The following is a 13,058-nucleotide window of genomic DNA, read 5'->3' on the forward strand; positions in this document are numbered from 1 at the left end:
GCGCGTAAGGTTTAAGCGCAGCGATAACCAGTCCGTCCTGAAAAGGGCGGGAAACTGATTATCTGATGAAAACATTCTCCAGCATCAAAGCCTCGGTAAGAGATAGCAATATATTTACGGGATGAATGATAACGCCTGTTTTTTACAGGGAAATAGCAGAGTCTTAAAAGTGTGAGGCGGATCGATCCTAAAAATCGTGTTTAGTCAGTTTTACTGCCAGACTGGGATCCCCTGATGGACACTGACTGGAGCTTTTTTATGCCTGATAACTATACCGTTGTTGAGACCGTCCCCACTGCAGAAGCGTTTTGTCGGCTGCGCGAAATCTCGGGCCTCAGCCCTCGTCCTCTGAAGGCAGCCCGGAAAGCACTGCCTGGCAGCTGTTACGGCATGCATATTCTTTATGAGGGTAAACCAGTGGGTATGGGGCGAATCGTGGGGGACGGTGCGTTGAATTTCGATATTGTCGATGTCGCCGTTGATCCCCTTTATCAGGGAAAAGGGCTTGGCAGAGTCATTATGGAAACGCTTGTAGCCTGGCTGGATACCCATGCCTGTAAAGGGGCCTACGTTTGTTTAATGGCGGATGTGCCTGAGCTTTATGCAAAATTTGGTTTTACGTTCGTTCGCCCGGAAAGCGAAGGAATGGCCAGAATCTGGTGACAGACAAACCCGCGTTAAGGCAAAAGAAAAACCCCAGGTTAACGAGTAACCTGGGGTTTATATCTGGCGGAAGCGCAGAGATTCGAACTCTGGAACCCTTTCGGGTCGCCGGTTTTCAAGACCGGTGCCTTCAACCGCTCGGCCACACTTCCTAAGTGAGGCGAACTATAAACACCTCACCGCGTGCTGTAAAGAGTGGCTTCACTCGTTCGCTGTAAAAATAGTCAAAACGTGTTTAATCGGTTGAACTGACGACACATCGACGATTTTATCAGCACAGGCCTAGTGTTTTTTGATGTACATGTCTTTCGTGAAATAGTACCCCAGCTTATCCGGCGTAAATCCGCCTACCCACGGTTTCACCAGGTGGGTGCGGACGTAGTGATAAACCGGAATAGCCGGCACATCACGCCCCAGCAGATCTTCCGCCTGCTGGTAGAACTTACCCCGCTCTTCCGCTGATTTGGCTTTTGCGGCATCGAGCAGCGCCCGATCGTATTCCGGATTGCTGTACTGGCTGGTGTTTTCGCTGTCGCCCGTGCGGAAGTTGTTCAGGAAGGTCGCCGCATCGTCGTAATCGGCAATCCACGCGTACCGCACCGCGTCAAAGTTGTGGGTGTGCATGGTATCCAGCATGGTTTTCCACTCCTGGTTTTGCAGCTTTGCCTCCACGCCAAGGTTTTTCTTCCACATGGAGCTGGCCGCAATCGCGATGCGCTGGTGCGATTCAGAGGTGTTGTAGAGCAGGTTGAAGCTCAGAGGATGGCTGGCGTTATATCCGGCCTCGTTCAGCAGCTTTTTCGCCTCCGCGATGCGCTTGTCCAGCGGCCAGCTGGCGTAATCCGGGTTCTGTAGCTTCACGCCGCCGATATCCGGCTGGCTGATGAGCCACGCCGGGCGCTGCCCCTGCCCTAATACTTTTCCGGCAATGATGTCTTTATCCAGCGCCATGTTCAGCGCCTTACGCACGCGCGCGTCGTTAAACGGCGGCCGGGTGGTATTGAATTCGTAGTAATAGGTCGCCAGCTGAGGTGAAACGTCCAGCTCGCTGCCCAGGGTTTTCTTGAGCTGGGCAAACTGGTTGATCGGCACCGTGTACACGATGTCAATTTCGCCCGCCTTATAGCGGTTCACATCCGAGGCCTCAGAGGTGATGGGCAGGTAGGTGACTTTGTTAATCACGGTATGCGCGTTATCCCAGTAGCGCGGGTTGCGCTCTGCCACGATGCGTTCGTTGACCACCCACTGCGACAGCTTATACGCCCCGCTGCTCACGAAATGCTCCGGCTTGGTCCACTTATCCCCGAAGCGGCCAATCAGCACTTTATCCACCGGCACCAGCGACGGGTGCGCCAGCATCGCGAGGAAGGCCGCGTTTGGCTGCGTGAGCGTCACTTCCAGCGTGGTGTCGTTAATCGCTTTTACGCCCAGCGTATCGGGCGCTTTTTTCCCCTGAGCAATATCGGCCGCGTTGACGATATGCATGTTGCCCGGATAGCTGGCATACGGCGAAGCCGTTTTCGGATCGATCAGGCGCTGCCAGCTCCAGACCACATCCTCAGCGGTAATCGCCGTGCCGTCGCTCCAGGTGATGCCCGGGCGCAAATGGAACGTCCAGACGGTGTTGTCCTTGTTCTCCCATTTTTCCGCCAGTCGCGGTTGGACTTCGCCTGTCGGGGAGACGCTGACCAGCCCTTCGAATAAATCGCTGATAATATTGAATTCGACATCGCTTTCGACTTTATGCGGGTCGAGCGAAGCCGGTTCACTGCCGTTGTTTCTGACCAGTTCCTGTTTGTCGGCCAGCGCGGTTCCTGTCGGCACGTTAGCCGCCCAGGCTGCCGTGCTGGCGCACAGGATCCCTGCGGTTAACAAAGAGAGCGTAAAGTGAGTGCGTGTTTGTGGTTTCATTTCCTTCGCCTTATAGTCTGTTTTATGACGATCCGGAAATAACTCTTAGCGTTCGAATGGTAATAACGCAATATTTTTCAGTAACCTATAAGAGCTTGATCTGGTAAATTGTCGCAAACCGCTGTTCATACTGGCGAAACGGATTTCTGCAGAAGAAATAACCGCCTCCAGCGCTAACGTGCTGAGTAAAGATGGGTAAAACCACTTTAAGACTGGCGTGCCGTTTCCTATTCTTTCCACTAATTACATCTGTCATAAGAGAGTGACTCATGGATCGTATAATTACTTCTTCACGCGACCGCACATCGCTACTCAGCACCCACAAGGTGCTGCGCAATACCTATTTCATGCTCAGCCTGACGCTGGCTTTCTCAGCGATCACCGCCACCGCCAGCACCGTGCTGATGCTGCCGTCTCCGGGGCTGATCCTGACGCTGGTGGGTATGTATGGTCTGATGTTCCTGACCTACAAAACCGCTGACAAGCCCGTCGGCATCCTGTCCGCGTTTGCTTTCACCGGCTTCCTGGGCTACATCCTGGGGCCGATGCTGAATGCGTATCTGTCTGCCGGTATGGGTGATCTTATCGGCATGGCGCTGGGCGGCACCGCGCTGGTGTTCTTCTGCTGCTCGGCCTACGTGCTGACCACGCGTAAGGACATGTCCTTCCTCGGCGGTATGCTGATGGCGGGTGTTGTGGTAGTGCTGGTGGGCATGGTGGCAAACATCTTCCTGCAGCTGCCTGCCCTGCATCTGGCAATCAGCGCCGTGTTTATTCTGATTTCTTCAGGCGCGATCCTGTTTGAAACCAGCAACATCATTCGCGGCGGCGAGACGAACTATATCCGCGCCACCGTGAGCCTGTATGTGTCGCTGTACAACATCTTCGTCAGCCTGCTGAGCATCCTGGGCTTCGCCAGCCGCGATTAAGCACAACGGATACGAAAAAGGAGAATGCCTGTGGCATTCTCCTTTTTTTATGCCCTACTCACCCCGGCAAATATAGGTGGGATAGCGCCGGTCCTGAATCAGCCACACGGAAGGCGAGAGTTCAGAGATCGTCAGGTAGTAGCGTGCGGTCGGATTGGCGAAGCTACCCCACTGAGCATCAGGCGTATTGTCATTGTGCCGACGCCAGGTTTTGGTGTAGCTCAATACGATGACGTTATCATCGTCCCGCTGCTGCCAGGTAAAATCCACATCCCTGTCAACGATCAAACATTGCCCGCCAGCCCTTGCCGCGCCTTTATAGGTGGTCAACCCGGTACCGTCCCGATGAAAATAGAACTGGGCAACGGTATTGACCTTCACTTCACTGGCTTTTCCCTCATTGCGCGTGAAATTAAATTCAGTGCTGCAGGCCAGCACATCCTTTTTACCCACGCTGCCGGAATAGTAAAAAAATGCCAGCGAACAACCAACCAGGACACCGCCCACGCCAAAAAGAAGTTTTATTTTCATTTTTGTGCCCCGCTTTTATAACGTATGGTTTTACACAGGCTGGTTTTGCTGACCGGACAGGCACCAATAAACACCTCATCTGCAGCGGAAATAGTAAAACGGGCGCTGAAATAATAAATGTCGTACTCCTCCCGTCCGCACGCCACGTTATTAGCCTCCAGCCGCTCCGCTAATTTCGATAGCACCAGCGGTCGTCCGTGATCGTTGATAATCCAGATGCTGCAACGCGCGATTTTTTCCTTAACCGGCTTGAGTTTCGCCGGAATGAAAATCCCCTGCTGTCGGCTGAAGTAGAGGCTCGTCCCCAGCGCAGCGACGATCAATACGGCCACAATCGCCCATTTTTTCATGGAGGCGCGTTGAGGCTTTACTTCTTGCGGTGCGACCGAGGGTTGCGGATCGACGGATGGAATATTCTCCCCCGGCTGAAAAATCACCTCAGCATCAAAGCGAAATCCGTAACGGGGTACGGTCACAATAAATTCGTGCCCCTCTCCCAGAGACTGGAAGCTTTTACGTAATTCGCTTACCGCTTTATTGAGATTATTTCCCGATGGCGTAAAGCCAAATTCCTCCCAAACGCGAGTGATCAATTCCTCCCGACTCAGGTCGTGCCCTTTGTGTTTTATAAATTCCTGCAAAAGCCGCACGGCTGGCGCCGAAAGCGTTAATACAGATTCTGGTTGTCCAACAAGACTTATTGCATGTGCTTCAGGATCGAATAACAACGAATTATTGCATATAAAAAACATCTTTTATTCTCGGCTGTTACCGCATGCTTTTTTAATCCCTGGTACATCGACATGAAAACCGCCTCCTGACCTGCTTATTTTTTCATCAGAAGGAATTTTCTTCCTATCCCTGGCCGCGGTATTTTCGCTTAACTATACAACCTTAAAGACAGAAAAGCAGGATAAAAACCTGTATTTAACGAGTTAATTAATACAAATTTTCACAAACCGCTGTTCTGGTTAAAGTTTCCCTGCCCTGAAGCAATACGAAAGCAGACGGTGTCCTGGTGTTAACGCGCCGCCGATGAACTCAGAGCAGGCAGACTGAATGTGAAACAGAAAAATAGAGTGAACATGACAACCGCCTTTTATGTCGCCGCGCTGTCATTGCCATTTTTCTCAGAAATGGCAATGGCCAATATGAGCGTGTACCCCATGGAACTGAATGTGGACAGGTCCGGTGCGGCACAAATTAAGGTAGCGTCGAAAACGGATGATATTCAGTTCATTCGGGTGAGGCAAAAGAAAATTCTTAATCCCGGCACGGCCCAGGAAAAAGAGATTGATGTGGCCTCGTGGAAAGAAGGTGGCGTTGTTGTCACGCCCGAAAAATTTGCTCTCGCGGCAGGCGCAATGCGCGTCGTTCGTCTGGTATCGCTTACGCCACCGGAAAAAGAGACCACCTGGCGCGTCTATTTTGAAGGGGTTAAGCAGCCTGACAGCATTATTCCCGGCAAGGCAGAAAGCCCGGCTGCGACGGCGACATTGGGCGTCAATGTGATCTGGGGCGCCCTGATCCACCTCGCCCCGGAAAAAAGTGTGGTTTCACTCTCGATAGACCCTCGCAGGGGCACGTTAAAAAACAACGGTACGCTGCGCGTGCCGCTGAGAGAGATCGGTATTTGTGACGCAGATTCGTCGTGTAAATGGGTTAAAGAAGACGCGACGATTTATCCGGATACCGAACGGAAATTAAAAACGCTCACAAATACACAAGGCCAGAAATATAAATTCCGCTACTTCAACTGGGTGAATAAAACCGCTGAAGAAGCTGATTTACCCGTCGTGCAATAACACGACGTTACCGTAAAGACCCCAAAGGGTTTGTTTAAAGAGCCAGGGTGCTCATTTGTAAATATGGAGATATCAATGCGTAAGTACTTTAAACCTCTGATGATTGTTGCCGCGATGACCACGTCCGTTAGCGCGCTGGCGATCCAAAAAGATATTACCGTCAACGCCAGCGTTGATTCACAGCTGGATATGACCCAGGCCGATAACACGCCGCTGCCGGCAAGCATCGATATGCAGTACCTGCCAGGCCGCGGTCTGGAAAGCTATCGCCTGAATACCAAGGTGTGGTCTAACTCCGCCACCAGCAACGTGAAAGTCCGTCTGGTAAGCGCCGCGAAGCTGGCAAATGCCGACGGTGCTGAGACCATCCCAATGACGGTGAAGCTGGGCGATAAAACCCTCTCTACCGCCGATGTGGAATATACCGGTACCGAACTGTTCCCGGGAAGCATTGAAAACGGTTCAGCGGTACTGCCGCTGACCATTTCTCAGACCACCAAAGGCATTCTGAAAACCGGTCAGTACAGCGGCGTTGTCAGCCTGATGCTGACGCAGGCGACTACCACGGAAGGCGGTGCGTAACACCACAGCACCTAAGGAATAACGTCAGAGGGTGCCCGCCCTCTGACGTCAGGATGATGTCGAGGCTCGTTCATGGCGTTTCACAGAAATACTCTCCTCTTTGTTGCTTTGTTACCCGCATCCATCCAACTCGCCTGCGCCGGGATGGCCGTCCCGGCAGGTTTTGAAGATCTGGCGAAAACGCAGCGCCTGTGGACAGAGGTCAACCTCTACGGCGAGTCGCTTGGACTTTTTGAAACGGATATCACGCTTGAAACGGTCAGTTTTGTCGCACCTGAAACCGTTGTAGCGGCCATCAAACACCGGTTTAACGACGACCCTGCTCTCGTTGGCACCGTGTCTGCCGCGCTGGCCGTTCCGCTTGCCCGTAACGGCAACCTGGCCTGCAGCAGCAACGGCTCCGCAGCGGGCTGCGATTACATTGATACCGACCGCGCGGCCATTATCTATGACGAGAATAACGCCCGCATTAGCCTGTTTTTGGACAAGAAATATCTGCCTAAAGCTACCGCGGAAAATCAGTGGTATCAGCCCACGCAGGACACCGAAAATGCGCTGATCCATCAGCAGAATATTAATTTTGTTGCCGACAGGGATTATCAGTCAGCCACCGTACAGGGCAATGGCGCGCTGGCGCTCACGCAGGACGGCTATGTTAACCTCGACTGGACCTGGCTGGGACAGCGTTCAAGGCACCAGCAGCAGCAGGAAATCACCGTCAACAACGCCTGGTTCCGCCAGGATATCCTGCGTCAGTACTATGTCCAGCTGGGCGAGATGGATACCCGCGATCTGTTCAGTAATGCCGGCGGGAATATCAACCTCAGCCAGCTGCCGCTGGGCAAAATTCGCGGTCTGCGCACGGGTTCAACACGGGCGTGGATTAATCCGGTTCAGCAGTCAAAGGGAACGCCTGTCACCGTACTTCTTTCCCATGACGCGCGTATCGACGCCCGCCGTGGCAATCAGCTGCTGGCCAGCTTTTATCTGAATGCCGGGGCGCAAACCCTCGACACGCGCTCGTTTCCGGACGGGAGCTACACCGTCACGCTGTCGGTCTATGAAAATAACCGGCTGACGCGTACCGAGCAGGTGCCGTTTACCCGAACCGGCATTACGCCATTCGACCGCGTCGAGTGGTTCCTGCAGGCGGGTGAAACCGACAATAGCGATCGGAACGAAGAACGCAGCGCGGTTGCGCAGGCGGGCGTACGCATGCCCGTCACCCCGACCCTGGCGCTGACCAGCGGAGCAACGATAAAGAAAAACCAGCGTTTCCTGGAAAATGCGCTCGACTGGAGCCGGGGCTTCAACGCGGGCCCGATCGACGGCGTGCTGAGTACCCGGTTTAGCTACCTTTACGGCAGCGAAGGCCAGCGCGGCAATATTCAGCAAATCAGCTACAACGACGGTTTTTCGCTGAGCCTCTATCGCAACGCGCTATCAGCGGAAAACTGCAACACCCGAAGCGCGGGGTTTGACGCCGTGAACGGCTGCTATCGCACCCTCTCGGTGATGTTTTCCGTCCCTGTCGGCGCCTGGTATGCGAGCCTCGGATATTCGGATAACCGCAACGAAGGACGGTACGTTTCACGTCGGGAGCTCCCGGACAGCGACGATCGCCACGATGCGGGTTTGCCGTGGGAATCGGTCTATATGACCCGCTCGCGCTCGCGCGCCTGGCAGGGAGGGCTGAGCAATGCCTTTAGCACCCGAGGCCTGAACATTAACAGCAGCATTAACCTGTTCATGCGTCACGATGACGCCCGCGACGGCAGGGACAAAGGCGGCTACCTTAGCGTGAGCCTGTCCATGGCGCATAACCGTCAGGGCGATGCGTCGAGCTATACCTCTCTGGGCGCGACCTGGCAGCACCAGCAGCGTGAAAAAAATCAGCTGAGCTACAACGTGGCGCATAACTGGTACGCCGATGCACGCGGCGAAAACGAGTATGGTCTAAGCGCGTCGGGCATTAACAGCGACTCGCTGAATACCTCAGCCTATACGCGCCAGGGCGGGCGATACGGCAACGGCAGCCTGACCGTCAGCGACGCCTGGGATCGACAGGATCGTCGCCATACGCTGAGCAGCAGCGGCAACTACAGCTCGACCCTTGCGCTGTCGCGTTCTGGCCTGTGGCTGGGACGCTGGAGCGACGGTCGTCCTGCTTCCGCCGTCGCGGTTAACGTTGCCACACCGGAAGATACCCAGGCTCCTAGCGTTGCCGTGTCGCTGGATAACAGCGGGAGCGCAGACATTCCGGGCAATAGCCGCGCCCTCTTCGCAGTGCCGGGCTACCAGCAGACAACGTTGACGATTAACGAATCGCTGGACGTATCCCGGGGAGCCAGCAGTGAGATCACGCAAGGTTCAGGCAGCAGAACGCTGTTTATGGTGCCTGGCAAACTGCTGCGTCGGGATGTGCAAACCACCGCAAGCTACACCTGGCTCGGCCAGTTAACCGACGAGCGTCATTCGCCGTTTATCGGTGGCGTGCCGCTGAACGTTAACGGCTGGAGCGATCTTGGCAACGGCGGATTCAGCGCCCAGAGCGATGCCCTGCTGCATAACCTCTACCTGGTGCGCCAGCAGCAGTTTTATCAGTGCGAACTCAACGTGAAAAGTATGCGCGACGTGGTGCGCTATGTCGGTTCCATTCCTTGCCGGGAGTTAACCTTCTCCGCCCTGCCGGATGCCGTCCAGCAGCAGGCGCAGCTGATGCTCGCCGGACGATCGGTACCTGCCGGTCCAACTGCCATGAACGCCGACAACCTCACTAAAGGGAAATGATGTGATTAAGTGCTTCTTTATATTACTGTTCTTAAGCCTGTGGACAGGCCAGGCGCTGGCGGGCGCCCCTGCGGGACGAAACACCAGCGTTGGGATCAGCTTCGATCGTACGGCATCGCCTGCGCGTTTCGATATCTGGTTTCATGAATCGGGCGGCTATGACCTCGCCGACCCGCAAAAGTGGGGACGTAATACCCTGACCTGTGAGTCCCGAACTGATACCACGAACGGGGCCTGCATGAACTCACCGGTCTGGTTCTCAGCTAACCCGGCCGCGCCCTATGCCATCAATTTACGTTTCACGCATGCCCTCACCAGCAAGACGGTGGATATCAAGGTATATGGCGATCACTACATGTTTATCAACAATAAAGTCTTTACCTTTGCCAGCTTTGTCACGGGGGGAACGGGCGATCTCAGCGCCTGGAACAGAGAACCCTATTTCGATTTCTATATTGTGAAAAGCGAACTGGATAAGCTCGCCCTGCCGGGGATCTGGACCGCAACGCTGAAGCAGAACCTGCGTCAATGGGGGAGCGCCGACTGTGGCGGAAACTTCAATGACGTAAACGTCGGATGCCCTGGCTACCTCACCATCGCCAGGTGGCAGGCAAACATTCGCATTGAGGTGGTCGATCCGGGTAATCAGCAGATTTATCTGCCGGCCTTTCCGCACTCAACGCCCGTCGTTAACCTCAACCTGACCAACTTCCCGGGGCGGCCGGGAGGTAGTGAGATCCAGGGTGAAAACTCGCTGGATATGTGCCTTTACGACGGCAAAAACAGTACCAGCACCCGCGCCTATCTTCGCTTTGAGGATGACGGACTCCCCTCAGCGGATCGTGCCGAAGGCGCGTTTTCTATCAGGCGACGCGGCGGTAGCCAGACCGATGCGCGGGATCGTCTCGATTATCGGGTCTCCGTCACCAATCCAATAACAGGCGCAACCGAAGCCGTCGCGAACGGTAAAACCCTGGTCTGGCAAGGCACGAACGATCCGCAGCATCTGCGTCAGGTCGTGCTGCCCGGCGGACGCGAGAGCGTATTGTGCATCCCTGCCCCTATTATCCTGAAAACCCCAGCGTTTGCCGCCAGCAGCAAAAACGCGGGCGACTATACCGGCACGCTGCGCGTTATCTATACGCCCAGCACGTTATAACGAGGTCACCGTGAGTTACGCTATTCTCGACAATAATCGATTTTACGCCGAAGGGTTGCGCTACGCGCTGCTGCGTCGGGGCGTTCAGCCAGAGGTCCAAAGCGACACCGTGCAATGGCAGCCAGCGCTGCTTACCCGCCGCGTGGTTGTCGTACGCTGCCGTTTTTCCGTGGCGGGTACGCATCAGGCATTGATAAACATTTTGCTCAGACTGGAAGCCGCCCGCTGGCAAGGCAGCCTGTATCTGGTCTGCAATGAAAAGGGGTGGGCGCTGGCGACGCATTTACGCAAGCGTTTCAGTACGTTGACCCTTTATATCATCGATGACCGGATCGCCGTCGCTGATGCGGCATATTTGCTGGCAAAAGAGCCTCGCCGCGTCCGAAGTCTTGACTGCTGTCTTACCGGCCTTGAATTCAACGTGCTCGATCTGATGCTTACCGGCTTGCCGGTACGCCACATTGCCATCGTGACGCGTATGTCTGAGAAGCAGGTTTCAACCCATAAATGCAACGCGCTGAAAAAGCTTAATGCCAACAATCTGCTGCAACTGCTCCTGTAGGGCACGGCTTATCCTTCGGCGGCTTTTTTGCTACACTGTCGCCGTTTTTTTCACAGACGACAGAAGATTATGTTCATTTTTGCAGGCCAGGAAATTGAGACCGATAGCGAAGGCTATCTGAAAGATACGACGCTCTGGAGCGAGCCGCTGGCGGAGAAAATTGCGGAAAACGAAGGGATTACCCTCTCCCCCGAACACTGGGAAGTGGTGCGTTTTGTCCGCGAGTTCTATCTTGAATTCAACACCTCTCCGGCGATCCGCATGCTGGTCAAAGCCATGGCCAATAAGTTCGGCGAAGAGAAAGGCAACAGCCGCTATCTGTATCGTCTGTTCCCGAAAGGCCCGGCAAAACAGGCCACCAAAATTGCCGGCCTGCCTAAGCCGGTGAAGTGTATTTAATACCGAATCCCGAAGTTTACGTATTCGCGCCCGGGTTGATGCGGTTCCGTTAACACCTTATCAACCCGTGCGCTGCGCGGCCCGCCCGCTTTCAGCCACGCCACCAGCTTGTCGACCTGCTCCGCTTCGCCGCAGGCGACCACCTCAACGCTGCCGTCGTCCCTATTTCGCGCGTATCCCGTGAGCCCAAGCTCAACCGCTTCGCGCTGGGTGCTGTAGCGGAACCCCACGCCCTGAACAACGCCGTGAACCCAGGCAATGGTGCAGACTTTTGACATTTTTCTTCTCCTTAACGTAGCGTTTTCGGCAAACAGCCATAGTGCTGCCGGAAACGGGCGGTGAAACGAGAGCTGGAAAGATACCCACATTGTAATGCGATTTCGCCAATTGGTAATCGGGTTGACTGGAGCTGTGACAAAGCAACGGCCATCCTCACCTCCTCCACGATCTGGCGAAAACTCTGCGACTCTTCACGTAAGCGTCTGCGCAGCGTCGGCACGCTTAAGGCCAGACGGCTGGCGACATCCTGCGCGGTCCAGGCTCTGGAGGGCGACAGCATAATGAACTGCCGCACCTGCTCGGTCAGGTTACTGTTGCGCTCAACAAGCAGCGGACCCGCCACGCCATCGTGCAGCAGGGCCAGCAAAAGGCCGAAAGCCTGATGCTTTTGTAGCGCCTCCGGTAAATCCTGACGCACGGCGTGCAGCAGATTGTCCCACATAAACGCCAATCCCTCGCTCAGCGGGGCGCAGAGCGAATGCAGCGTCGTGCGCGGCCAGGATTTCAGGTAATGCGCCTTAAACTCGGCGACGATCTCCGGGGATAACATCAGCAAATCCGAGTGAAACAGACCGTTTACAGGCTGATTGATAATCTCCATCGCCGTATTGGCCGGGATAATAATGAGCTCATCCCGTGTCGCCTCCAGGCGGTTATCATCCTGAACTATCACCTTAGTGCCGTGAGTGATATGACAAATAGCCGGAAAAAAGAGTTTAACCTGGTGCAGGCGATGCATTTTGCTGGCAGTCACTTCACCCGCGGTAAGATGGTTATGTCGAAAATGAAACTCCTGCACCCTGCCATCCTTATCTGCTGTAGGTTGCTGTTAACTGAGCCTTTGCCAGAACGTGACTATTGAGCATAAAACCGACCAGCGCGCCGCTGGCATTGTTGTCGACGGGCAGTTTATCCACGTCCAGGGCCCAGACGGTAATCTGATAGCGGTGAGGCTTGTCCCCTTCGGGTGGACATGCGCCGCCGAATCCAGAATAGCCGAAATCATTACGCCCCTGCACAACGCCGGCAGGTAATTTCTCGCCGTTCGGGTTACCGGCGTCAGCGGGCAGCGTCATTGTCTTCGCCGGAATATTGGCTACGGTCCAGTGCCACCAGCCGCTGCCGGTAGGCGCATCCGGGTCATATACCGTGACGGCAAAACTTTTCGTACCGGCAGGCGGATTTTTCCATGCCAGCTGCGGTGAGATATTCCCACCGTGGCAGCCAAACCCCTCAAATACCTGCTGTTGCGCCAGCCGCCTTTCGCCGGAAATATCCCGGCTGGTGACGTCGAAAGGCGTTGTTGCTAAAACCTGAAAACTCATCGCCGCCAGAGCGGCGATGGCTATCACACTGCGCTTTTTCATGGGTGCTCCCTCTGCTGTACCGGAAGCCCCACTCTAAACCCAGCTGCAATATCGTAATGTGCCTAAGCGATTTGATTTTGT

At 54.8% G+C, this 13,058-nt stretch carries 14 protein-coding genes and 1 tRNA gene; 8 read left to right on the top strand and 7 right to left on the bottom strand.

From position 1 onward, the window contains the following. Window positions 1-258: 258 nt before the first annotated feature. Window positions 259-663 carry a GNAT family N-acetyltransferase gene (locus tag HCH49_RS08750; RefSeq protein ID WP_221702530.1) on the top strand — a complete coding sequence of 135 codons (405 nt, stop codon included), beginning with the start codon at window positions 259-261 and terminating at the stop codon, window positions 661-663. A 64-nt stretch (window positions 664-727) separates the two neighbouring features. Here the strand turns inward: HCH49_RS08750 and HCH49_RS08755 are convergent. Together HCH49_RS08755 and HCH49_RS08760 are read right to left on the bottom strand one after the other, a co-directional pair. Next, window positions 728-815 (bottom strand) — tRNA-Ser (locus HCH49_RS08755). 130 nt (window positions 816-945) lie between these two features. Further along, window positions 946-2,574, bottom strand: a complete 1,629-nt coding sequence (locus tag HCH49_RS08760) for an ABC transporter substrate-binding protein (RefSeq protein ID WP_087822293.1) — start codon at window positions 2,572-2,574, stop codon at window positions 946-948. 269 nt (window positions 2,575-2,843) lie between these two features. Here HCH49_RS08760 and yccA point away from each other — a divergent pair, with 269 nt between their 5' ends. Then, on the top strand, window positions 2,844-3,503 hold the full coding sequence (gene yccA, locus HCH49_RS08765) for an FtsH protease modulator YccA (RefSeq protein ID WP_023335168.1): 660 nt from the start codon (window positions 2,844-2,846) through the stop codon (window positions 3,501-3,503). 54 nt (window positions 3,504-3,557) lie between these two features. On the opposite strand, the gene HCH49_RS08770 is transcribed toward yccA, so the two are convergent. Further along, window positions 3,558-4,034, bottom strand: coding sequence for a hypothetical protein (locus HCH49_RS08770; RefSeq protein WP_033145135.1), 477 nt, complete (start codon window positions 4,032-4,034; stop codon window positions 3,558-3,560). Further along, the gene (locus tag HCH49_RS08775) at window positions 4,031-4,786 is read right to left on the bottom strand and encodes a transcriptional regulator (RefSeq protein ID WP_033145134.1); all 756 of its coding nucleotides are present in this window, start codon (window positions 4,784-4,786) and stop codon (window positions 4,031-4,033) included. The genes HCH49_RS08770 and HCH49_RS08775 overlap by 4 nt, the downstream gene beginning before the upstream one ends. A gap of 309 nt (window positions 4,787-5,095) precedes the next feature. Here HCH49_RS08775 and HCH49_RS08780 point away from each other — a divergent pair, with 309 nt between their 5' ends. The 6 genes from HCH49_RS08780 to tusE all read left to right on the top strand — a co-directional run bounded on the left by HCH49_RS08780 (window position 5,096) and on the right by tusE (window position 11,331). Beyond that, complete coding sequence (locus HCH49_RS08780) at window positions 5,096-5,839, top strand: fimbrial protein (protein WP_045142968.1); 744 nt, start codon at window positions 5,096-5,098, stop codon at window positions 5,837-5,839. A gap of 75 nt (window positions 5,840-5,914) precedes the next feature. Beyond that, a complete protein-coding gene (locus HCH49_RS08785; protein WP_021240847.1) occupies window positions 5,915-6,421 on the top strand; it encodes a CS1 type fimbrial major subunit in 507 nt (168 codons plus the stop codon). 72 nt (window positions 6,422-6,493) lie between these two features. Beyond that, on the top strand, window positions 6,494-9,211 hold the full coding sequence (locus tag HCH49_RS08790; RefSeq protein WP_221702531.1) for a TcfC E-set like domain-containing protein: 2,718 nt from the start codon (window positions 6,494-6,496) through the stop codon (window positions 9,209-9,211). A gap of 1 nt (window position 9,212) precedes the next feature. After that, the gene (locus HCH49_RS08795) at window positions 9,213-10,370 is read left to right on the top strand and encodes a CfaE/CblD family pilus tip adhesin (protein ID WP_221702532.1); all 1,158 of its coding nucleotides are present in this window, start codon (window positions 9,213-9,215) and stop codon (window positions 10,368-10,370) included. A gap of 10 nt (window positions 10,371-10,380) precedes the next feature. Beyond that, a complete protein-coding gene (locus HCH49_RS08800) occupies window positions 10,381-10,932 on the top strand; it encodes a LuxR C-terminal-related transcriptional regulator (protein WP_047061513.1) in 552 nt (183 codons plus the stop codon). Window positions 10,933-11,001: 69 nt separating this feature from the next. After that, window positions 11,002-11,331: a sulfurtransferase TusE gene (gene tusE, locus HCH49_RS08805; RefSeq protein WP_008499913.1), complete on the top strand. Its 330-nt coding sequence runs from the start codon at window positions 11,002-11,004 to the stop codon at window positions 11,329-11,331. Here the strand turns inward: tusE and yccX are convergent. From yccX to HCH49_RS08820, 3 genes are read right to left on the bottom strand one after another with little or no spacing between them, the layout of a single operon-like run. Further along, window positions 11,328-11,609, bottom strand: coding sequence for an acylphosphatase (gene yccX, locus HCH49_RS08810; protein WP_033145129.1), 282 nt, complete (start codon window positions 11,607-11,609; stop codon window positions 11,328-11,330). The two genes, tusE and yccX, sit on opposite strands and share 4 nt — an antisense overlap. An 11-nt stretch (window positions 11,610-11,620) precedes the next feature. Beyond that, a complete protein-coding gene (locus tag HCH49_RS08815; protein ID WP_033145128.1) occupies window positions 11,621-12,409 on the bottom strand; it encodes an AraC family transcriptional regulator in 789 nt (262 codons plus the stop codon). Window positions 12,410-12,419: 10 nt separating this feature from the next. Beyond that, the gene (locus tag HCH49_RS08820) at window positions 12,420-12,977 is read right to left on the bottom strand and encodes a kinase inhibitor (protein WP_039261620.1); all 558 of its coding nucleotides are present in this window, start codon (window positions 12,975-12,977) and stop codon (window positions 12,420-12,422) included. Between the last annotated feature and the right edge of the window lie 81 nt (window positions 12,978-13,058).

This window comes from Enterobacter sp. Y17 (assembly GCF_019730495.1).
Taxonomy (GTDB): Bacteria; Pseudomonadota; Gammaproteobacteria; order Enterobacterales; family Enterobacteriaceae; genus Enterobacter; species Enterobacter asburiae_B.

Coding starts and splice junctions, on each gene's coding strand:
- HCH49_RS08770 (WP_033145135.1), bottom strand. CDS start 4,034: ATGAAAATAAAACTTCTTTTTGGCGTGGGCGGTGTCCTGGTTGGTTGT.
- HCH49_RS08775 (WP_033145134.1), bottom strand. CDS start 4,786: ATGTTTTTTATATGCAATAATTCGTTGTTATTCGATCCTGAAGCACAT.
- HCH49_RS08790 (WP_221702531.1), top strand. CDS start 6,494: ATGGCGTTTCACAGAAATACTCTCCTCTTTGTTGCTTTGTTACCCGCA.
- yccA (WP_023335168.1), top strand. CDS start 2,844: ATGGATCGTATAATTACTTCTTCACGCGACCGCACATCGCTACTCAGC.
- yccX (WP_033145129.1), bottom strand. CDS start 11,609: ATGTCAAAAGTCTGCACCATTGCCTGGGTTCACGGCGTTGTTCAGGGC.
- HCH49_RS08750 (WP_221702530.1), top strand. CDS start 259: ATGCCTGATAACTATACCGTTGTTGAGACCGTCCCCACTGCAGAAGCG.
- HCH49_RS08820 (WP_039261620.1), bottom strand. CDS start 12,977: ATGAAAAAGCGCAGTGTGATAGCCATCGCCGCTCTGGCGGCGATGAGT.
- HCH49_RS08785 (WP_021240847.1), top strand. CDS start 5,915: ATGCGTAAGTACTTTAAACCTCTGATGATTGTTGCCGCGATGACCACG.
- tusE (WP_008499913.1), top strand. CDS start 11,002: ATGTTCATTTTTGCAGGCCAGGAAATTGAGACCGATAGCGAAGGCTAT.
- HCH49_RS08760 (WP_087822293.1), bottom strand. CDS start 2,574: ATGAAACCACAAACACGCACTCACTTTACGCTCTCTTTGTTAACCGCA.